Consider the following 18,634-nt stretch of genomic DNA (forward strand, 5'->3'; position numbering starts at 1 on the left):
CGAGGGTGGCATCGGCGTTGACGGTGAGGGCGGGCGTGCTCATCAGCTCCCCGGCCGTCAGCGCGCCGGCCTTGCGCGTGTCGTCGAGGCGCCGCAGCTGTTCCAGACGGTCCGGATCGAACTCCCGGAACTCCTCTTTGGGCAGCAGATCGGCTTCGGAGACCACGCCGATGACCCGTCCCTCGCCCTCCAGCACCGGCAGGGCGCTCACCTTCCACTGCTCCATGGTCTCGACGATCTCCTTGAACCGCGCCTCCCGGCCGACCGAGACCACGGTCTGGGTCATCACGTCACTGACGATGCGCGGTGTATGCCCCATGACGACTCCTCGATACGGACCCCTGTTCCACAGTCGGCGTGACACCTCCACCATGGGTTTCCCCGACGCCCCGGGACAGGGCCGTTCGGCCCGCGAATGGGCCCGGCAGCCCCTCACCGGGACCGTCCCCGCCGGGCCACCGTGGAAGCGGAACCGTCGAAGAGCTCCCGCTGGAGGCGCACCATGACCAGCCCCGTGGCCGTCGGCCTGGACGGCTCACCCGCCAGTCTCGCCGCCGCGGACTGGGGTGCCCGTGAGGCACTGCGCAGGAACCTGCCGCTACGACTCGTCCACGCCTGGGAGTGGCAGCCCCTCACCTACGCACCGCTCGCGGGAACGGACGCACCCCGGCTGTGGTCCGAGCGCGTACCCCGTGAGACTGCCGCCGAACTGCGTGAACGCTACCCGGATCTGGAGATCACCACGGACCACCTCACAGGCGCGCCGCCGGAGGTGTTGTGCGATGTGGCAAAGGAATCCGAGCTGCTGGCCCTCGGCAGCGCGAGGCTGGGCAGACTGGCCGGCTTCTTCATCGGTTCCGTCGCGATGTCCACCGTCACGCACGTCGAGCGGCCGACCGTGCTCGTACGGGCCGGAACGACCGCCGTCGACGAGCATGTGTCCGCGACCGACGGACGGCCGCTGTCAGCGATGCGCTACCGCCCGGTGGTCCTCGGCCTGGATCTGAGCCGGGCCTGCGGGGACGTGATCCGGTTCGCCTTCGAGACCGCGTCGCTGCGGGCGGCCCCGCTCCGGGTCATCCACGGCTGGAACCCACCGGCCTTCGTCACGTACGGCCTCGGCTCGGCCCTGGGCTCGCCGACCGACATGGCGGCCCGGGAAGCCGACGCACTGCGGACCGCGCTGCGGCGATGGCGGGAGAAGTACTCCGGCATCGACGTGATCGAGCAACCCGTGGTCGGACAGCCCGCGCACCACCTGGTGGATGCCGGGGCCGACGCCGGGCTCGTCGTCATCGGCAGACGCACCAACCGCCTCTCGGCCGGGCCGTCCCGCATCGGGCACATCACCCATGCCGTCATGCACCACTGCCCGGCCCCGGTCGCAGTCGTCCCGCACGACTGACCTCGGCCCGTCCGGACGGGTCAGTCGCACCGCAACGCGAGCGTGCACGTGTCACCGGGCGCCACCGTGACCGCCCGGTCGGGCAGCACCACGCGGACCGGGGCCTCCTCGGGGCCGGGCACGGTGATCACCAGATGCCCGCGGCGCAGCCGCACGCCGACGCCCCAGTGGCCGCGGTAGCGCAGCGAGAAGCCGTACTCGGACAGCTCCGGCAGCGGGACCGGGGGCCAGCCACAGGCGTCCTCCCGCGTTGCGAGACCGGTCAGGCCGCACTGGACCAGGTCGAGGGTGCCGGCCATGGCGCCGAGGTGGATGTCCTCACCGGTGGTGCCGCCCTGCACGTCGGCCACGTCGCTTTCGAGTGCGTCCCGGCAGTACGTCCATGCATCGGCGCGGTGCACGCGGGCGAGAACCCAGCCGTGGACGAGGGCGCTGAGAGTCGATCCGTGGCTGGTGCGGGCAAGTAGTGTGCGACGGTCTCGCGCCAGGTCTCGTCGGTGAGTGCGTAGCCGAGCCGCCGGAAGAGATCTGCCCGTTCGACGGGTGAGAAGAAGTAGCCGAGCAGTACGTGCCCGGATAGTGCACCAGGCCGGCCCTGCTCTCGGGCGCCGCCGCGCGTGGCGAAGTAGCCGTTGCCGAGCGTGCACAGCACTCCGCGGCAGGGACATAGCCCTCGTACTGCCAGGTCCACTCCGGCATCCGTCCTCACTCCCGCACCGTCACGAAAGGCCGAAAGCGCGACCGGAGGCACCCGTTCACGCCCGCTGCGGAACGACGGCGACGGGACAGCTCGCATGGTGCAGCACCGCGTGGCTCACCCGGCCGAGCTGCAGCCCGAACCGGCCGTGGCGTCGGAGGGCGCCGACGACCAGCAGGTCGGCCTGCGGCGATGCCTCCAGCAGGACCTTGTGGGCGGGGCCCTCGGTCACCTGGCGCCGCGCATCGACCCGGGGGTTGTCCCGCACAGCCCCACGCGGTGCGTCGGGCGCCGATGCAGGTCCAGCGCGCCAGGTCCTCGTCCTCGCCGCGGTCGGTGAGGTTGCGTGCCTCGGCTTCGGCAGGCGGCTCCGGTATCCACTGCAGATGCCATCGGGTGGGGAAGTCCAGTGCCGCGCCTTCCCGACGGGCGGCGTCGCTCAGGACGGAACGGACGGCCTGAGGGATGTCGGTTTCGGCGAACGGGTGACGGCTGGTGTGCCGACGGCGAACTGCCATGCGTCGCCCCGTCAGACGCCTGGGCTCGATCAGCACCCACAGGGAGCGCTCACCGCCTGCCCAGGGCCTGGAGTGCGCGCACTCGTCCTTCTCTCTGCACCAATGGCACGGGGCGACTGCGCTCGTTCTTATGTGGTGAACGTGGCCGGGGGCGGCTGGACGTCCAGGACAACTGCCGTGCCTGCCACGGATTGGTCCTCGTGCATGGTGATCACCTGGCCGGGCTGAAGGTGCTGCCACTGCGAGGGGTCCAGGGGCGCGAGTCGTACCGAGGCATGTCCCCCGGGCTCCAGGAAGGGCGTGAACTCCACCCAGAGCCGGGCAATGTTGAGAGCCGGTTCGCCGGTCGCGGTCCGGTTGCCGATGTTCCACATCGGTCGCAGGAAGCCAGCGCCGGGGATGGGCGTCTGGCGTCGCGCTTCGTTGGCAGGGCGGAGGGTGAGGTCGGCTCGGAGAATCCCGTGGCGGGTCTCGAAGCCGCGCCAGTGGCACCAGGCAGCGCTCTTCTCCAGCCTCATCTGTTCGGCAGCGGTGGCCAGGGTTTCCCAGAAGCTGAGCGGAAGCGGGCGGACGTCACCGAGTTCTTCCAGCAGATCGAGGGCCACTTCCCACTCGTCGTGAGCGAGGTACTCCCAGACGTCGCTCACCGTGATGTCGTTCTCAGTGGCGATCTTCTCAGGAACCAGCAGGGAAGCGGCTTCCATCAGTGTGGGGACGTCCATGCCCTGATTCTGGACCACGGTCTCCTGACCGCAGCAGGAGGTGCCCGATGACCGCCATCGAGCAGATCGCGACCCTGGCGACCTTCGGGGCGGTGTGGGCGGTTCTCTCCGTCGGTCACAACCTCGCGGACCACGTGATCGGGCAGACCGACCACCAGGCCACGGTCCCGATCGCATCCCACCTGCGCGAACAGCTCGTCCCACAGCCGATCCGGAATCGCCCGGGGCTGGCGTTCCCGCGCCTTCGGCCGCAACCGGGCCCGCCGGGTGGGCACCGGCGCCTCCAGCGGGGAGCGGTCAGCCATCCGGGCCCGGCGGTCTCGACTCTCGGGCACCGGGTTGGCCACCGGCCCCCGGCCGTAGTGCTGGTGGAAGGCGTAGAAGCCGTGCAGCACGGTCAACGCGTGCGCGATCGTCCGCGGCGCGTACCCATCCCGCAACGTGGCCTTGCCCGTCTTCGGGTTGACCACGCCCGCATCAGATCCCGCAGGTACCGGCTCACTGGCTCGACCTCACGGCCAGCCGCATCGACCACGAACCACGACAGCGAAGGTCTCGCCCCCTTCACCACCGCACCGACCGACGGCAACCGACCGCAGCCATCCATCAGATCCCGATGTACGGAGGACATTCCATGAAACGAGGACATGCCGAGATCCTCGGCACCCACCAGCCGGAACACCAGCGGATCACCAACTTGGTGCAGTCAACAGACCAGTCGTCGCACCGCGTCGGGATCGGTGACCGCCCGGGCCGGGCCGACGGCCGGCACGCTCCACCCGCCGCTCATCGCCTCGTCCACGTGGTCGACCTCGAACGCCCGTCCGATGACGGCACGGCGATGCGCCCCACACCATGCGTACCGAGCCGGTCCCGGCATTCGTCGGGGCCCAGCTCCCGTAGCTCGGGGTGGTACGCGGCCTGGCCCTCGCCGGGCGGGCGGTCCATGCCTGCGCCGCGCAGGCGGGCCGCGGTGGTCCCCAGGGCAGCGGCCAGCGCGGTGAGCGTGCCGACGTCAGGGTCGGCCGGTCGCTCTTCCAGATCCGATGTCGCCGGGGTCGAGCCACCGGCGGGACAGCACGTCGGACGCGGACGCCTCCGCTTCGGGATGTCCGCTCTCGGGCCGGTGCCCGAGGTGTTGGATGTGTGCGTCGGGGCCCGGGAACACGAGCGTCACGTCATGCGTATCCGACCAGCGCACGTCATAGGGCGGCGTGCCGTCCTCGTGGTGGACTCCGAGGCGGACCTGCTGCGGAAGTCGGCGGATCGGTCCGACTCGTCCGGCCCGGCGCCGCTCCCGCACCTGGAGGCGTGGGAGCGCGCCAAGGCCGGGGGTGCCAGGGCGGAGGAGCTGATGTCCGCTCCCGCGGTCTGCGCACGCCGGGACTGGAACGTGGGCGAAGCCGCGCGCCTCATGGAGGTCCAGAACGTCAAGCGGCTGCCGGTGGCGGACGAGACCGACGACACCCGGACCTGAGAACTCACCCGGCCCCGGGAACTCGCCGCATTCCGCACTGGTACGGCGGCCTTCCCACCCGGGCCCGCGCTCACTCACGGAACCGTGCGGACCACAGCGGTTCCACCAGACTCCACTCGGCGTCCCACTGCGCGTACCTTCTACGGTCCAGCAGCAGGCGCAGACCTCCCCTGGCCGCGACCGCCAAGGTCACCACGCCGACCGCCGTCGTGCCGCCCGTCAGCCAGCCCATCGCCACGGCGCTCTGCGGCGACATCGGTGCCTCCGTGACGCCTCCGTCCCGGTCCACCCAGACCCGCACGGTGTCACCCGCGTCCATACCGGGAGCCACGAGCGCCGTCCCCGTCCGCTGCGTGCCGTCCTTCTCCGTCCAGCGGACCTGCGCACTGGCCCGGTCGTCGGCGCCGACGGTACGCGTCCCCCCGGATGCGTCCTCGGTCAGCGACGCCGTGACCTGGTGCCGCTGCACGGACTGGGCGTGCGCTGCGCGCATCTGGGACGAGTACATCGCCCAACCCGCAGGCAGCGATGCCACGGGCAGTCCGACGATGACTACGAGCAGCAGCAAGGCGGACAACCAGCGCTCGATACGGTCGGAGAGCCGACGCAGCGGGTTGGCACCTGCGCAGGGGTGCTCCCGGTCGGGCGGACGGGGACCGCGGGGGTTCTGAGGACCGGGCATGTTCATGGTCCCGCCTCCGTCCTGCACGTGCTGAGGGCGCTGTCCCTTCCCCACCACGGTCGGCCCCTGCGCACTTCTGGTGACGGGGCCGAAGGTCCCCTGAAGACAGCCGACCGGCCCGTAGCGGCCGCTGCCGCGACTGCTCCCGCACACGGCGGCACCGGCTGCCGGCCTGGCTGGGCTGGCAGCACTTCCTCAACCTGTTCCTGATGATCTTCATCATCCGGTCCGGGATCCAGATCATCGGCGACCACCCGCGCCTGTACTGGACCAGGCACAGTACACCGGGCCGGGAGTGGTTCCGGGCCCAGAAGCCGGTGCCCTCCGATCCGCTGTGGACGGCGAAGAAGGACTCCATCGCCCTGCCCGGACAGGTGGGGCTGCCCGGGCTCCGGCACTCGATCGGACTGGCCCGCTGGTGGCACCTGGGCGTGGGGACGCTGTGGCTGGTCAACGGCCTTGTCTTCCACCTGCTACCTGTCGCTGGACTGGCCGACCGCGCCTGCCTGGGTGAATTACAACAGCCTGCAGCAGCTCTCCTACTTCACTACGGTCTTCCTCGCAGCCCCGCTGGCGCTGCTGACCGGACTGGGCATGTCGCCGGCTCTCTCGACCCGGTTCAGGCGGATCAGCAAGCTGGTGAGCATTCAGGCGGCGCGTTCGCTGCACTTCCTGGTACTCGTCTGGTTCCTGGTCTTCCTCGTGGTCCACGTCGCTCTGGTGTTCACCACCGACCTGCAAAGCAACCTCAACCAGATGTACGCGGCCCGCGGCGGTGACGGCTGGACGGGCCTGTGGGTCTTCCTCGCCTCGATGGCCGTGGTCATCGGCGGCTGGATCGCCGCCACTCCGTTCACCCTGCGCCGGCTGCGGGCCCTGCCCCACCACGAGCAGATCACCCAGCACTTCTGCATCCAAGGCTGGTCGGGCGTCACCAAATGGGGTGGCGTGTCCATGCGCACCATTCTGGACCTGGTCAAGCCGAGACCCGAGGCCAAGTGGGTCGTCTTCTACTCCCTGGGCGACGGCCCGGACAAGTGGCGCTACTACGACGCCCACCCCATCGAGCAGATGAGCCACCGCCTCACCATGCTCGCCTACGACATGAACGGCCGACCGTTGTCGTTCGGCCACGGCGCTCCCCTGCGCCTGCGCAACGAGGTGCAGCTCGGCTTCAAACAGGTGAAGTGGATCGAGGGCATCGAGTTCGTCGCCGACTTCTCCCGGATCGGCGGCGGACACGGTGGCTACAACCAGGACCACGAGTTCTTCGGCTACCACCAAGCCCTGTAGCGGGCGACCGGCCGGCGTGGTCGGGGCCTGGGACGAATGGCCATGCTCCTTGGCGAGGAACACGCCCGGGCACAGGGCGAGCGTTGCCTGATACGGCACGTAGTGCCGTGCATGAGGGGACCACGGAGGACATCCAACGATGGGGGGACTACCTGGATACTGGATAGGCGACTACCTGGTCACTTCATCGTGCGGTACGCAGAGGCAACGGGGGATCACGGCTGTCGCCGGAACCGTCAGGGTGGCGGCACCTTCAGGGTTGTGGAGCGGGGTGTCCGACTTGAGGGGGATGTCGAATGGGTACGCCAGTCTGACGATTTCGTATCGCGCCGGATCCAAGATGGCAGCAGACAGGAAAGTCCGGATCGGGAGCAAGCACATGGGTAGCAAGTCCGTCGTCATGGCCACCGGCGGCACCGTCGCGGTGCTGGGCATCGCCGCGGCGATCGCCGTTCCGGCGGCGAAGGACTGGTTCGACAACCGGCACCAGGAGACGGCCTCGTACGCGAGCGGAGCCGAAGCGAAAAAAGACCGCCCCTCGGTTCCGCGCTGGCTCCCCGACGACGCCTCCTCGATCCAGTACGCGATGAAGACCACCGGCGGTGAGCGGCTGGTGAAGGCCACTCTCAAGGACGGGAAGCTGCCCTCGGTGTGTAGGCCGGCCAAGAGCCTGAACGCCCCCTCCCCGGAGATCGAGGCGACGTGGTTCCCGAAGGCCGCCGCCGGCAACGCGACCGCCCGCTGTGACCAGTACTACGCCTACACGGACGGATCCACCCTGTACGCGTGGCAGATCAACCAGGACTGGCTCGACCGCAACAAGGAGTGATGACGCCGGAAGACACCGGAAGACATACGTGCCGTGTCCCCAGGCACGTAGTAGGCACGTAGGCACGCGGTGATCGTGGACACGGTGGCTGCCGGTTCGCCGACACGGTCTTCCCGGTTCCGCACGCCCATTACCCCGCCCACCATGACGGCACCGTCCACCGGCCGAGCCGATCGACTGAACAGCGAAGTACCGATGCTCACCTTCGTCCCGACCGCCCTCTTCCTCGTTCTCTTCTGCCTCAGCGTGCGGCAGGACCGTCGGCGTTTCCGCAACGCGGTGCTCTTCGGGCTGACGTTGATCAGCCTCTCGATCACCTTGCTCTTCCAGGCCCGCCACTTGCCCGACGGCCTGGCCATGATGGTCTACACGCTGGCCTTCCTGGTCCCCGCCTTCGGCGTGGTGACGCTCGGCGGTTTTCTGATCGCCAACGGGCTCACCATGATCAAGAAGGAAGGGCGCAGCCTGGCCAACCTGCTCTCCGGCCTGCTGGGCGTGGCCGTCTTCGGCCTGATCTTCCTGCTGCTGTCGGCGGGACACACGGACGTTTCGCCTGCCTACGCGGCCGTCGCCCTGGCTGTGCTCCTTCTCTCCGTCTACATCGCCTTCCTCTTCCTCTGCTTCCTTGCTTACGCCTTCCTCTACGGGCAGATCACAGTCCGCGGCGATGTGGACTACGTCGTCGTGCTGGGTTCCGGTCTGATCGGCGGCGAGCGAGTGCCGCCGTTGCTGGCCTCCCGGCTGCGTAAGGGCCTGGAGATCCACGACGCACAGATCGCGCGCGGTGGCCCGGCCCCGATCCTGCTCACCTCCGGCGGTCAGGGCCCGGACGAGAAGCTCCCCGAGGCCACGGCGATGTCGCGCTGGCTCATCCGGCAGGGCGCCCCGGCCGCGCACGTCCAAGAGGAGCGCCGCTCCCGCACCACCGACGAGAACCTGCACTTCAGCCGCGAGCTGATGACAGCCGGCAAGTCCGACTACCGCTGCGCGGTCGTGACCAACAACTTCCACGCTTTCCGCGCCGCCATGACCGCCCGCCAGGCCGGGGTCAACGGGCAGGTGATCGGCTCGCCGACCGCGAAGTACTTCTGGCCCAGCGCCACCATCCGCGAGTTCGTCGCCGTGTTCTGGGAACACAAGACGGTCAATCTGAGCATCTGCTCCGCGTTGACCGTCCTGGCGGTGATCGCCGGGCTCGGCCTCTGAACCGACATGGAGGGGACACACCTCGGGCAGGCAGCGCAGACGTGGCCGAATCAGATGCGGGCGACATCCGCGGAGCCCACAACCACCATCACGAAGCCCTTGCCGTTGTTGTCGGGCTCGTCGCGGGCCCAGACGATCGCTGGTGCGGCCCAGTTCACCGCCCTGCGCCACTCCGCGCTGGACGGTACCGACCACGCCAGCCACAAGGAGGCAGGGCAGCAGATCCGCCGCTACATCATCTGCCGGAACAAGCACACCGTCATCGAAAGGCTACGTGCCGTCGCCGACCTGAATCGCTGAGCGTGCACTCTTGGGTGTGGCATTGGGTTTGCCCACGACGGCGGTTGGACCTACGCGCGGCTCGCCGTCGAGACCGGTCTGCCCCTTGACCGAGTCCAGCAGTTGATCGGAGAATGCCCGCGCCCTTCGCGACCGCCTTGTCCGTATGGCCGTCACGGCCGACGACACCGACGTAGTCGCTCGCGAGGAACGTGACGCCCGACGTCGTCTCCATGTGAGCCTCGATGAGGTCCTGCACAGCCGCCTCGACCTCAGCAGACATCCTTCGTCCGGCACAGCGGACATGGTCAAACGGGACTGGTCGGCTTCGAAGCCTGTGACCAGGTGAACCAGCACCGATTCAGTCTCGCGCTCCCTCACGGTCCGTCCCGCACCAGCACTCTTCACCTGCACCGCAAGCAGCGAGCGACCAGAGGACGGCCGCACGCTGCCCATGTGCAGCACATTGGACCCACCCGGCAGCCCAGCCCGCTCCCCGTCATTCCCAGAACTTCCCAGCCCACCCCGTCCCCTGCACCCCAGGACTGACCGGACCAAGATCCGGACCATTTCCGGACCAGCCCACACCAAGGATCCGAACCAACTGCCGTTCCTGCTGGTCAACATGGGTGCACCTGGTGTACCACCAGCAGACCAAGAACCTCCTGGTCTCCTACTCCCCGAAGAAGCTCGGCTTCTTCCAGAGGCCCCAAAAGAGGCGCCTGATGCGGGCTTTCGCCCCGTCAGGTGCCTTTCGTCTGCCTGCTCAGGGCCGGGACGAGGCCGACGGCACTTGCCAACGATCAAGGATTGATGCAGGATTCACGCATCGGCGAAAGACCTCTCTTCGAGGAGGAAGCTGCTCTCTTCGAGGAGGATGCTGCAGCCTTGCTGGTAAACGGGGATTTATACGGGGAATCTGCCGCACCTGACACCCTCTGCCGGGGCCGAGTTGGCGGCCCTCCGGCACTTCCGGTGGGAACGGTCGGACATACCACTGCCGCGACATTGCGAGAATACGCCCGCGTGCATCTCAGGCCTGGACTCATCAGACCCGAACTACGCGGCGCAGCGCCGCTCTGACACAGGGTCCGCACGAGCAGGCTGCCCGGGCCGTCGCCTGGGCGACCGTACGATTCGCCACCCAGGATGGCGACCAACCGCTAAGGGGCAGAACGTGAAAGTGAAGATTTCGCCGCGCTTCTCCGAAGTCGATGTGCTCGGGCATGTCACCAACTCCGCGGTGCCGGTCTGGTTCGAGCACGGCCGGATGCCGATTTTCCGGCTGTTCAGCAAAGAACCGAACATGCGCGACCTCGCGCTCATCCTGCGCCGGTACGAGATCGACTTCACCCGGCAGATCGTCGCTTCCGTCGATGTCGTCATCGAGACGAAGGTGGCGAAGGTCGGGAACACCTCGGTCACCATCGAGCAGATCGCCACACAGCACGGCGCCGAAGTCGCCCATGGCACCTGCGTCATGGTGCACTTCGACTACGCGACGGATACCACCGCCAGTATTCCGGACCATCTTCGAGCCGCATTGAGCGCGCTGTAGCGCCGGAACCACTTTGCCAGTTGAGAGGGGACCCTTCCCATGAGTGTGCCGCGCAGCCTGTTAGTTGAACTTGATTCGTCCGACTTCCTGGACAATTTTCAGCGCAGTATCGATGAGTTCGACAGCGCCCGACTACCCCAGGAACCACTCTCCAGGGAGGCTCTGCGCAAGCTGGTCGACCTGGGCATCTACCTGCCGGCGATCCCGCGTGAGTACGGCGGCCGGGAAAGCCACCGGGAGATGTGCGAGATCATCGAGATCATGTCCGAGCGCAATCTGCCGCTGGGCATGTACACCATGATCGTGACCGTCCTCTTCCTCCGCAACGTGGCGGCCAGCGGTGATGACGCGCTGAAGAAGGAGGTCTTCGACGACTTCGCCACCCATCCCGTCATCGGCGGGCTCGCGTTCACCGAACCGAGCAGCGGCTCGAACCTCGCGCGTATGCAGACCACTTACCATGACGAAGGTGACGCGTACCGGATCACCGGAACCAAGCACTGGCAGGCGTTCAGTGAGCAGGCGGACTGGTGGATCATCTGCGCCAGGCATCCGGAGCGCAAGGAGTTCGGCTACTTCGCCCATAAGCGATCGGACGGCGGATTCGTCACCACCGAGGTCTACGACAGCCTGGGGCTGAAGAACCTCGGATACGGACTGAACACCCTGGACCTGCGCGTGCCCCGCCACTACCGGCTCACCAAGGCCAGGGAGAGCCTGGGCGACGCCGCCGAGATCCTGTGCGGGTCCCGGTACAGTAAGGCCGCCATGGCCAGCGGCTTCCTGCGCCGGCTGCACACCGAGGCGCTGCGCCAGGTCACCACACGGAAGATCGGTGACGGCACCCTGCACGACATCGACTATGTGCGGTACAAAGTCACGCGCGTCAAGCAGAACTATGTCGTGTGCAACGCGCTGTACCGGCAGCTGATGCTGGGCGAGAACTACTACGCGGACCTGGAAGACAGCATGTTCGCCTCACTGGCGACCAAGGTGCTGGCGTCCGAACTCATGCTGGAATCGGCCCTCGACTACCAGCAGTTGTGCGGTGGCGAGGGTTACCGGACGGGCGCGCCGGACAACATAGCCGCCTATGCCCTGCTCGACGCGCGCGTCTACACCGTTTTCGACGGAACGAACGACCTGCTGTGCCAGCATCTGGCCCATCTGTTCCTGAGACGGTTTCAGCAGTCCGGGCTGCGGTCTCCGCTGGAGTTCACCGGCCAGTTCGGCTATCTGGAGGACGCGTTCTTCCACCTCACCGATATCAACCTCAGCTATATCGCCGACGCACCGTCCCAGGACAGGATCGTGATTCTGGGGCGCATCCTCTCCAGGATGTACGGCATCAGCATGCTGCAGAAGTCTTCCCGGTCGGCCGCGCCCCACGCACGGCTCGCCGTGGACGACGCCGACTACCCCAAGGCAATCGCGCTGCTGAAGAACGAGATCGTCGGTCTGCTCAACGAGTACGAACTGGCCGGCCGGCTCGCCGGCACCCAGGAAGTCTCGGATGCGGTGCGTCCGCGCCCAGCCGTGACGAGCGCCGACTCCGGGGCGGGAACGCACTCGTGACCGGCGTGAACAACAAACGCAAGGTCGCGCTCATCGCGTTGGCGTTCGTCGTCATCTACGGATCAGGTTTTGTGGGCGGCCGCTACGGCCTGCCTTATGCGGAGCCCTTCTACTACCTGGCCATCCGGTTCGGCGCGACCGCAGTGATCCTGTTGGCCCTCATCCTCTGCTTCCGGGTCAGCTGGCCGCGTTCGGGCTATGTCCACCTCGTCCTCAGCGGAATCCTGCTCCAGGGTGTGTTCTCCGTCGGGGTGTTCTACGCGCTCTACCACGGCATGACCCCCGCGGTCTCGGCACTGATCATCGCGTTGCAGCCCCTTCTGGTATGGCTGATGGTCTCCGTCGTGACCGCGCGAAAGATCCGGCCGCTGTCGGTACTGGCCCTGCTCGGCGGGCTGGCCGGGGTCGCCATCACGGTGTACCGGGGGCTGGAGTCGTCGTCCGGGCTCACCGCCACGAACATCGCCTTCGGCGTGCTCGGCCTGGTGGGGCTGTCGACCGGGCAGTTCTACTTCCAGATGAAGAACCCCGGCGCGCACCTGCTGGTCAACGGATTCGTCCAGTCCGGCTCGTCGGCCGTCGTCATGCTCGTCGGCGGGCTGATCTTCGAGCAGGGCGTCATACGGTGGACACCGCAACTCCTGCTGTCCGAACTGTGGATGTCGGCCGGCGTGTCGATCGGTGCGCTCAGCCTGCTGTTCATCCTGATGCGTTCGGAGAGCGCGGACCGGGTGGCGTCGTACTTCTACGGTGTACCGATCGCCGCGGGGCTGATCGCCTGGCCGGTACTGGGCCAGCGCCCGACCCTTTCGGAGATCGCCGGGTTCGCGGTCATCATGCTCTCGATCATCGTCTTCAACCGCAGCAGCAGACCGCCCCAGGCCGAACTCGCTGCCACGGTGCCGCTCGACGACTCCGTACCGGTGACGGACCGCCGCTGAGCCCGGGTGCGCTCCCGGAAAGCCCCGCGTGGCGGTTCCGCCACAGGAAAGGCGCCTGGCCCGGCTCGCCGGCCGTCAGGCGCCTTTCCCTCTGTCGGGCACGGTCCGCGACACGCCGGTGGTGGTCGATGCCGGGCGCCGTTCCGCAAGGGCGCACACTGGGGGCGCTTTCGCGTCAATGTGCGCAGGGTGCGGTGGCAGGGCCTTCCGTGCCGCATGTGGCTCTTCTACGCTCCTGCGCCTGACGCGAGGCGTTGCCGACCATAAGGGGCTCGGAATGGACCGTAGTGGCAGCGGATCGGGCACCCGGCGCGGCTTCCTCGGCGGGGCCGTGGGCGGTGCGCTGGCCCTCACCGCCGGGGCCGCCGTCACCGACGGGAGCGGGGCCGCCGCGGCCCCGCGGCGTACGGCCGGCAGGGCGGCCCGGACGGCCCGCCGGGTGGCCGTCCTCGGCGGCGGTGTGGCCGGTCTGACCGCCGCGCACGAGCTGGCCGAACGCGGCTTCCAGGTCACCGTCTACGAGCGCAAACCGCACGGCCTCGGCGGCAAGGCCCGCAGTATGGACGTCCCGGAGAGCGCCCGCGGCGGCCGCAGACCGCTCCCCGGCGAACACGGCTTCCGCTTCATCCCGGGGATCTACCACAACCTCCCCGACACGCTGCGCCGCATCCCCTTCCCCGGCAACGCCAACGGCTGCCACGACAACCTGGTGGCCTCCACCGAGGTGATGCTGGCCCGCACCGGCGGCCGGGAGAACCTCCGCTTCCCCTTCGCGGTCGTCGGCACTCCCCCGCCGGTCCTGACCCCCGACTCGTTCACACGGATGCTCATCGGCCTGCTGGACGCCGCCGTGCACGCCCCGCCGCACGAGGTCGCCTACTTCGCCAACCGGCTGCTGGTCTACTTCACCAGCTGCGACGCCCGCCGCCGGGAGACCTGGGAGCGGGTGCCGTGGTGGACGTTTCTCAAGGCCGAGGAGATGTCGTACGACTACCAGCGGCTGCTGGCCATCGGCATCACCCGCAACATCGTGGCGACCAAGGCGGAGATCGCCAGCACACGGACGGTGGCGTCCGTCATCGAGGCCTTCGTCTTCAACCTGCTGGGGCGGGGCGCGGACGGCCAGCCGGACCGGGTCCTGAACCTGCCCACCAACGAGGCCTGGATCGACCCCTGGGTGGCCCATCTGCGCTCCCTGGGGGTGGAGTTCAGGGTCGGCTGGTCGGTGCGCGAGCTGAAGCCGGCCGACGGCCGGATCTCCGGGGCGGTGGTGACGGACCCGCGGGGCGCCGGACAGCTGATCACCGCGGACTACTTCGTCCAGGCGATGCCGGTCGAGCACGCCCGTAGGACCTGGAACGCCGCCGTGCGGGCCGCCGATCCCCAACTGGCCCGCTGCGACCGGCTGCAGACGGACTGGATGACCGGCATCCAGTTCTATCTGACCGAGCCGACACCGGTCATCCACGGCCACGTCAACCACGTCGACTCGCCCTGGGCGCTGACCTCCGTGAGCCAGGCCCAGTACTGGAAGGACCGGAGTTTCCCCGCCGACTACGGGGACGGAACGGTCGCCGACTGCCTGTCCGTGGACATCTCCGAATGGGACAGGCCGGGAATCCTGTACGGCAGGACGGCCAAGGAGTGCACGCGCGAGGAGGTCGCCCGCGAGGTGTGGGCGCAGATGAAGGCGGGGCTCAACGACTCCGGCGCCGCGGTGCTGCGGGACGGCGCGCTGCACTCGTGGTTCCTGGACCCGGCCGTGGGCGGCCTGGGCACCCCCGCCCCCACCAACGACGAGCAGTTGCTGATCCACCCCACCGGCACCTGGTTCAACCGGCCCACCGCCCGCACCGCCGTCCCCAACCTCTTCCTCGCCGGGGACTATGTGGCCGTCGACATCGACCTGGCGACGATGGAGGGCGCCAACGAAGCGGCGCGGCGGGCCGTGAACGCGCTGCTGGACGAGGCGGGCTCCGGCGCCGAGCGCTGCGCGGTCCTGCGGCCCTACCAGGCCCCCGAGTTCGCCCCCCTCAAGTCCGACGACGCCAGGCGCCATCGCCTGGGCCTGCGCAACGCCTTCGACCTCGGCTGACCCCGTCGGCCCGCCCGCCCCTGGCGACCAGGCCGACGGCGGCGTACGGAGGTGCGTACCCGACGCGGTGCCCTTGCGCCGGACGCTGCCCTGTAGTCCGCTGAGCCCATGAGGAGCATGACGAACCGGAGCATCGCCGTACTGGTCACCGCCCTGGTCGCGGGGAGCCTGGTGACCGGCGCACCGCATCCGCGCGCGGCAGCCGTGGCGGCCGGCGCCGGCAGCGCGCCGCCACCGACTTCCCCCCCGGAACTCGGCGTCGATCTCGACACGGTGACGATCCCGGAGTTACAGGCACGCATGGCGGACGGCTCGCTGACCTCGTCGGCACTGACCGCCGCCTACCTGCGCCGGATCAGGACCATCGACCCCGGGATCCACGCGGTGCTGCGCACCGACCCGACGGCGCCACGCCAGGCGGCCGCCAGCGACGCCCGGCACCGGCAGGGCGACACCCGCGGCCCGCTCGACGGTATACCCGTCCTGCTCAAGGACAACGTGAACACCCGCGACCTGCCGACGACGGCCGGGTCGACGGCACTGGCCGGCGCCCCGCCGCACACCGACGCCGCCCTGGTGACCCGGCTGCGGGACGCGGGGGCGGTGGTCCTCGGCAAGACCAATATGTCCGAGTGGGCGAACTTCCGTGCGGCGAAGCCGACATCAGGGTGGTCGGCGGTGGGCGGACAGACCCACAACCCGTACGTCCTGGACCGGAATCCGTGCGGGTCCTCCTCCGGTTCGGCCGCCGCGGTCGCCGCCTCGTTGGCGCAGGTGGCGATCGGCACCGAGACGGACGGCTCCATCGTGTGCCCGGCCGGGATGAACGGGGTGGTGGGCCACAAACCCGGCCTCGGCCTCGTCAGCCAGGCCGGTGTGGTGCCGGTCTCCGCCGAGCAGGACACCGCGGGGCCCATGGCGCGCAGTGTGACCGACGCCGCGCTCACCCTGGCGGTGCTCAGCGGTACGTCACGTCGCGGTGGCTCCGGCGGCCCCGACGGCGGCCCCGACGGCATCGGCGCGCCGGCCGGCCTCCCGGACGCTCCGGCGCCCTCCGGCGGGCTGCGCGGCAAGAGGGTCGGTCTGTGGCGGCTGCCGTCGCTCGGGCCGGCGGTGGACGCCCTGATGTCCCGTATCGCGGAGCGACTGCGTACCGCGGGAGCCGAGGTCGTCGAGGTGACGCTCCCGCACCAGAAACGGCTCGCCGCACTCGAATTCCCCGCGCTGCTCAGTGAGTTCCAGCGGGACATCAACGCCTACCTCGCCACCCGCGAGGGGCCGCGGAGCCTCGCCGAGCTGGTCGAGTTCAACCGTACCCACCCGGCGGAACGGACCTGCTTCGCCGGCCAGGAGCTGTTCGAGCAGGCCCTGGCCGCGCCGCCCACCACCGACCCCCGGTACCGGGCCAGGCGCGCCGAGCTGACGTACCTCGCCCGGCGCTCCATCGACGCCACCCTGGCCACCCATCGGCTGGACGCCATCGCCGCGCCGGCGAACCCGCCCGCCTGGACGACCGACTGCGCGCGTGGCGACAACGACGTGATCCCGTCCTCCACCCCCGCGGCCGCCGCGGGATACCCGTCGTTGTCGGTCCCCGCCGGGTTCGTGCACGAGCTGCCCGTCGGCCTGCTGCTGATGGCCGGTGACCGCCGGGACGCCGAGCTGCTGTCGCTGGGGGCCGCGGTGGAGCACCGGCTGGCCGCCCGGCGGGCACCGCGCTACCTGCCGTCGGTGGGGCCCGACGGCTCGTGACCGCCGGAACGTGACCGGCGGCACGTGACCGATGCCGCGTGACCGCCGGCCGCACGGCCGGGCACGGCCGCGGCCGCCTCGCGGCCCGGCCCGGTCGCGTCATCCCTTGAGCACGCCCAGGGGCACGAGGCGTGCGACGAGGTGCCCGAGGCCGTTGTGCTCACCGGCGCTGACCACGGCGTCGACGTCCTTGTACGCCTCGGGCGCCTCCTCCTTCACGCTCCGCCAGGACGTCGGCCGTACCGTGACCCCGGCGTCGGCGAGCTCGGTGCGCAGCCGCCCCGAGGTGACCTCCCGCAGGGCGCGGTGGCGGCTCCATACCCGCCCGGCGCCGTGGCAGCAGGAGTCGAACGCCTCATTGTCCCTGACCCCGGTCAGGACGTACGAGGCGGTGCCCATCGTGCCGGGGACGAAGACCGGCTGGCCCACGGCCGCCAGATCCCCGGGGAGGTCGGGATGGCCGGGCGGCAGGGCGCGGGTGGCGCCCTTGCGGTGCACACACAGGGTCTTGCGGGCCCCGTCCGCCGGGTGGCTCTCCAGTTTGGCGAGGTTGTGCGAGACGTCGTAGACCAGGGCCAGATCGGTGCCGGTCACCGCCCGGAAGACGCGTCGTGCGGCATCGGAGAGCCACTGGCGGTTGGCCCTGGCGTAGTTGGCGGCGGCCGCCATCGCCGCGAGGTAGTCCTGCCCCTCCGGGGAGTCGACCGGTGCGCAGGCGAGCTGCGGGTCGGGCACCGAGATGCCGTAGCGGCGCCGTACGGAGTCCATCCGTCCGACGTGATCGCTGCAGATCTGGTGGCCCAGGCCGCGCGAGCCGCAGTGGATCATGACGCAGACCTGGCCGGCGGCGAGGCCGAACGTCCGCGCGCACGGCTCGTCCATGACCGTGTCGACGGCCTGGACCTCCAGGAAGTGGTTGGCCGACCCCAGACTGCCGACCTGCCAGGTGCCCCGTTCCAGAGCGCGCTCGGAGATCTGGGAGATGTCGGCGTCGTCCACCACTCCGTGGTCTTCGCACCGGTCCAGATCGCGCGGGACCCCGTGACCCTGGCCGACGACGTAGCGGGCGCCGCCCAGCAGGACCTCGTAGAGCTCATCGCGGTCATGCGGCCGCCACAGGCTGCCGCGTCCCAGGCCGCGGGGGATCACCCGGTCGAGCCGGTCCATCAGGACGGGCAGGTGGGGCAGCAACGCGGCGCGGTCCAGGTCCGCGGTCAGCAGCCGCACCCCGCAGGAGATGTCGAAGCCGACGCCCCCGGGGGAGACCACACCGCCGGCGGAGACGTCGGTCGCCGCCACCCCGCCGATCGGGAAGCCGTAACCCCAGTGCAGGTCGGGCATGGCGTACGAGGCCCGCACGATGCCGGTCAAGGTGGCGACGTTCGCCACCTGCTCCAGCGTTCTGTCGCCGGGCTCGGACGGCAGCAGCTCCCGCGGAGCGAAGGCCACTCCCGGTACCCGCATCCCGTTCGTCGGCTCGATGCGGAACCGCCAGGGCCCCTCCTCGATGAGACGGATGTGCATGGAGCCGCTCCTCCCTGCACCCGAGGACGCCGCCCGGGGCACACCACACCTGCCCCACCTCCCAGTCAACGCCGGCGGGGA

General features: G+C 69.5%; 17 protein-coding genes and 2 pseudogenes. 11 read left to right on the forward strand and 8 right to left on the reverse strand.

What is annotated here, in order from left to right; translation table 11 throughout:
* The coding region (locus tag AZE13_RS28355; protein ID WP_147264745.1) for a CBS domain-containing protein at window positions 1-319 on the reverse strand (319 nt) is incomplete at its 3' end.
* 183 nt (window positions 320-502) lie between these two features.
* Between AZE13_RS28355 and AZE13_RS28360 the strand changes: the two genes are divergently transcribed.
* Window positions 503-1,405 (forward strand): universal stress protein, encoded by a 903-nt coding sequence (locus AZE13_RS28360; RefSeq protein WP_066938133.1) that lies wholly within the window; start codon window positions 503-505, stop codon window positions 1,403-1,405.
* A gap of 20 nt (window positions 1,406-1,425) precedes the next feature.
* On the opposite strand, the pseudogene AZE13_RS34525 reads toward AZE13_RS28360, so the two are convergent.
* The 5 genes and pseudogenes from AZE13_RS34525 to AZE13_RS39330 form a co-directional block, all read right to left on the reverse strand.
* A pseudogene (locus AZE13_RS34525) lies at window positions 1,426-1,973 on the reverse strand (glycosyl hydrolase family 65 protein); the annotation flags it as partial.
* A gap of 187 nt (window positions 1,974-2,160) precedes the next feature.
* A complete protein-coding gene (locus AZE13_RS35890; RefSeq protein ID WP_066938137.1) occupies window positions 2,161-2,370 on the reverse strand; it encodes a universal stress protein in 210 nt (69 codons plus the stop codon).
* Window positions 2,371-2,748: 378 nt separating this feature from the next.
* On the reverse strand, window positions 2,749-3,342 hold the full coding sequence (locus AZE13_RS28375) for a hypothetical protein (RefSeq protein WP_066938306.1): 594 nt from the start codon (window positions 3,340-3,342) through the stop codon (window positions 2,749-2,751).
* Complete coding sequence (locus tag AZE13_RS37160) at window positions 3,324-3,812, reverse strand: hypothetical protein (RefSeq protein ID WP_181690472.1); 489 nt, start codon at window positions 3,810-3,812, stop codon at window positions 3,324-3,326. Before AZE13_RS37160 ends, AZE13_RS28375 begins: the two co-directional genes overlap by 19 nt.
* A gap of 545 nt (window positions 3,813-4,357) precedes the next feature.
* A complete protein-coding gene (locus AZE13_RS39330) occupies window positions 4,358-4,645 on the reverse strand; it encodes a DUF1918 domain-containing protein (protein WP_398780244.1) in 288 nt (95 codons plus the stop codon).
* Between AZE13_RS39330 and AZE13_RS39115 the strand changes: the two are divergent.
* Window positions 4,571-4,804: pseudogene (locus tag AZE13_RS39115) on the forward strand (CBS domain-containing protein); the annotation flags it as partial. The gene AZE13_RS39330 and the pseudogene AZE13_RS39115 sit on opposite strands and share 75 nt — an antisense overlap.
* An 85-nt stretch (window positions 4,805-4,889) precedes the next feature.
* Here the strand turns inward: AZE13_RS39115 and AZE13_RS28385 are convergent.
* Complete coding sequence (locus AZE13_RS28385; protein ID WP_107288490.1) at window positions 4,890-5,501, reverse strand: hypothetical protein; 612 nt, start codon at window positions 5,499-5,501, stop codon at window positions 4,890-4,892.
* A 459-nt stretch (window positions 5,502-5,960) separates the two neighbouring features.
* On the opposite strand from AZE13_RS28385, the gene AZE13_RS28390 reads away from it, so the two are divergent.
* The 9 genes from AZE13_RS28390 to AZE13_RS28430 all read left to right on the forward strand — a co-directional run bounded on the left by AZE13_RS28390 (window position 5,961) and on the right by AZE13_RS28430 (window position 17,029).
* The gene (locus AZE13_RS28390) at window positions 5,961-6,794 is read left to right on the forward strand and encodes a molybdopterin-dependent oxidoreductase (protein WP_066938142.1); all 834 of its coding nucleotides are present in this window, start codon (window positions 5,961-5,963) and stop codon (window positions 6,792-6,794) included.
* 379 nt (window positions 6,795-7,173) lie between these two features.
* Complete coding sequence (locus AZE13_RS28395; protein WP_066938145.1) at window positions 7,174-7,623, forward strand: hypothetical protein; 450 nt, start codon at window positions 7,174-7,176, stop codon at window positions 7,621-7,623.
* 195 nt (window positions 7,624-7,818) lie between these two features.
* Window positions 7,819-8,829 (forward strand): YdcF family protein, encoded by a 1,011-nt coding sequence (locus AZE13_RS28400; RefSeq protein WP_066938147.1) that lies wholly within the window; start codon window positions 7,819-7,821, stop codon window positions 8,827-8,829.
* 99 nt (window positions 8,830-8,928) lie between these two features.
* The gene (locus AZE13_RS35920) at window positions 8,929-9,129 is read left to right on the forward strand and encodes a hypothetical protein (RefSeq protein ID WP_147264741.1); all 201 of its coding nucleotides are present in this window, start codon (window positions 8,929-8,931) and stop codon (window positions 9,127-9,129) included.
* Between the two features lie 1,156 nt (window positions 9,130-10,285).
* A complete protein-coding gene (locus AZE13_RS28410; protein WP_066938153.1) occupies window positions 10,286-10,666 on the forward strand; it encodes an acyl-CoA thioesterase in 381 nt (126 codons plus the stop codon).
* A 39-nt stretch (window positions 10,667-10,705) separates the two neighbouring features.
* Window positions 10,706-12,241, forward strand: coding sequence for an acyl-CoA dehydrogenase family protein (locus tag AZE13_RS28415; RefSeq protein ID WP_066938156.1), 1,536 nt, complete (start codon window positions 10,706-10,708; stop codon window positions 12,239-12,241).
* Window positions 12,238-13,182, forward strand: a complete 945-nt coding sequence (locus AZE13_RS37165) for a DMT family transporter (protein WP_066938160.1) — start codon at window positions 12,238-12,240, stop codon at window positions 13,180-13,182. Before AZE13_RS28415 ends, AZE13_RS37165 begins: the two co-directional genes overlap by 4 nt.
* A 277-nt stretch (window positions 13,183-13,459) precedes the next feature.
* Entirely contained in the window at window positions 13,460-15,277 is a 1,818-nt protein-coding gene (locus AZE13_RS28425; RefSeq protein ID WP_066938163.1) for an FAD-dependent oxidoreductase, read from the forward strand.
* Window positions 15,278-15,394: 117 nt separating this feature from the next.
* Window positions 15,395-17,029, forward strand: coding sequence for an amidase family protein (locus AZE13_RS28430; RefSeq protein WP_066938165.1), 1,635 nt, complete (start codon window positions 15,395-15,397; stop codon window positions 17,027-17,029).
* A gap of 99 nt (window positions 17,030-17,128) precedes the next feature.
* Here AZE13_RS28430 and AZE13_RS28435 read toward each other — a convergent pair whose 3' ends face one another.
* Complete coding sequence (locus tag AZE13_RS28435; protein ID WP_066938168.1) at window positions 17,129-18,553, reverse strand: RtcB family protein; 1,425 nt, start codon at window positions 18,551-18,553, stop codon at window positions 17,129-17,131.
* Window positions 18,554-18,634 lie beyond the last annotated feature (81 nt).

This window comes from Streptomyces sp. NBRC 110611, from assembly GCF_001590865.1.
GTDB lineage: Bacteria > Actinomycetota > Actinomycetes > Streptomycetales > Streptomycetaceae > Streptomyces.

What these genes read in the sequence shown, in the direction of transcription:
- AZE13_RS28375 (WP_066938306.1), bottom strand. Translation starts at nt 3,342, where the DNA reads ATGGACGTCCCCACACTGATGGAAGCCGCTTCCCTGCTGGTTCCTGAG.
- AZE13_RS28415 (WP_066938156.1), top strand. Translation starts at nt 10,706, where the DNA reads ATGAGTGTGCCGCGCAGCCTGTTAGTTGAACTTGATTCGTCCGACTTC.
- AZE13_RS28435 (WP_066938168.1), bottom strand. Translation starts at nt 18,553, where the DNA reads ATGCACATCCGTCTCATCGAGGAGGGGCCCTGGCGGTTCCGCATCGAG.
- AZE13_RS28425 (WP_066938163.1), top strand. Translation starts at nt 13,460, where the DNA reads ATGGACCGTAGTGGCAGCGGATCGGGCACCCGGCGCGGCTTCCTCGGC.
- AZE13_RS28395 (WP_066938145.1), top strand. Translation starts at nt 7,174, where the DNA reads ATGGGTAGCAAGTCCGTCGTCATGGCCACCGGCGGCACCGTCGCGGTG.
- AZE13_RS28400 (WP_066938147.1), top strand. Translation starts at nt 7,819, where the DNA reads ATGCTCACCTTCGTCCCGACCGCCCTCTTCCTCGTTCTCTTCTGCCTC.
- AZE13_RS28430 (WP_066938165.1), top strand. Translation starts at nt 15,395, where the DNA reads ATGACGAACCGGAGCATCGCCGTACTGGTCACCGCCCTGGTCGCGGGG.
- AZE13_RS28385 (WP_107288490.1), bottom strand. Translation starts at nt 5,501, where the DNA reads ATGCCCGGTCCTCAGAACCCCCGCGGTCCCCGTCCGCCCGACCGGGAG.
- AZE13_RS28360 (WP_066938133.1), top strand. Translation starts at nt 503, where the DNA reads ATGACCAGCCCCGTGGCCGTCGGCCTGGACGGCTCACCCGCCAGTCTC.